A 1,081-nucleotide genomic window follows, 5' to 3' on the forward strand; every position below is an offset into this window, starting at 1 on the left:
TGGATGCAGGAGCGGTTCGGTCTGGGGGGTGATGACCGTGTTCTGTTGAAGACGCCGTTTGGTTTCGATGTGTCGGTGTGGGAGTTGTTCTGGCCGTTGTTGTGGGGTGCCGGTCTGGTGGTGGCGCGGCCGGGTGGGCATCGGGATCCGGGGTATTTGGCGTCGTTGATTGTGCGGGAGCGGGTGTCGACGGTGCATTTTGTGCCGTCGATGCTTGAGGTGTTTCTTGCGGAGCCTGCTGCGGCTGGGTGTGTGGGTCTGCGGCGTGTGGTGTGTTCGGGTGAGGCGTTGGGGGTTGCGGCTCAGGAGCGGTTCTTTGAGGTGTTTGAGGGGGTGGGGCTGCACAACTTGTATGGGCCGACGGAGGCGTCGGTGGATGTGACGGCGTGGGAGTGCGGTCCTGGTGGGGTGGCTGGTGGGGTGCCGATCGGTGCGCCGGTGGCCAATACGCGGGTGTTTGTGCTGGATGGGTCGTTGCGGCCTGTGCCGGTGGGTGTTGCGGGTGAGTTGTATCTGGCGGGCGTGCAGGTGGCGCGTGGTTATGTGGGGCGTGCTCGGCTGACGTCGGAGCGGTTTGTTGCGTGTCCGTTCGGGTCGGGTGTGCGGATGTATCGCACGGGTGACCGGGTGCGGTGGAATGCGGATGGGCAGCTGGAGTATCTGGGGCGTGCGGATGAGCAGGTGAAGATCCGTGGTTTCCGGATCGAGCCGGGCGAGGTGCAGAGCGTCCTGGTGGAGCATCCGGGAGTTGTGCAGGCGGCTGTCGTGGCCCGGGAAGAAGCCCCCGGCGACGTACGCCTCATCGGTTATGTGGTTTCCGCGGAGGGTGAACTGCCGTCTGACCTGCGCGAATTCATGTCCGAGCGGTTGCCGGAGTACATGGTGCCGTCGGTATTCGTGGTGCTCGGTGAGCTGCCGGTGACGGTGAACGGCAAGCTGGACCGCAGGGCGTTGCCGGCGCCGGACTATGCCGCGCTTGCGGGGTCGGGGCGTGCTCCGGCCAACGCGCGTGAGGAGATCGTCTGCGCCGCGTTCGCCGATGTTCTCGGTCTCGCCCAGGTCGGCGTCGACGACGACTTCT

Annotated in this window: 1 protein-coding gene; it reads left to right on the plus strand. The window is 65.6% G+C overall.

Annotation, left to right across the window (positions count from 1 at the left end; translation table 11 throughout):
* On the plus strand, window positions 1–1,081 hold a 1,081-nt coding region (locus tag K4G64_RS39310; protein ID WP_221760627.1), incomplete at both ends, for an AMP-binding protein.

Source organism: Streptomyces sp. WAC04114 (assembly GCF_019733245.1).
GTDB classification, from domain to species: domain Bacteria; phylum Actinomycetota; class Actinomycetes; order Streptomycetales; family Streptomycetaceae; genus Streptomyces; species Streptomyces massasporeus_A.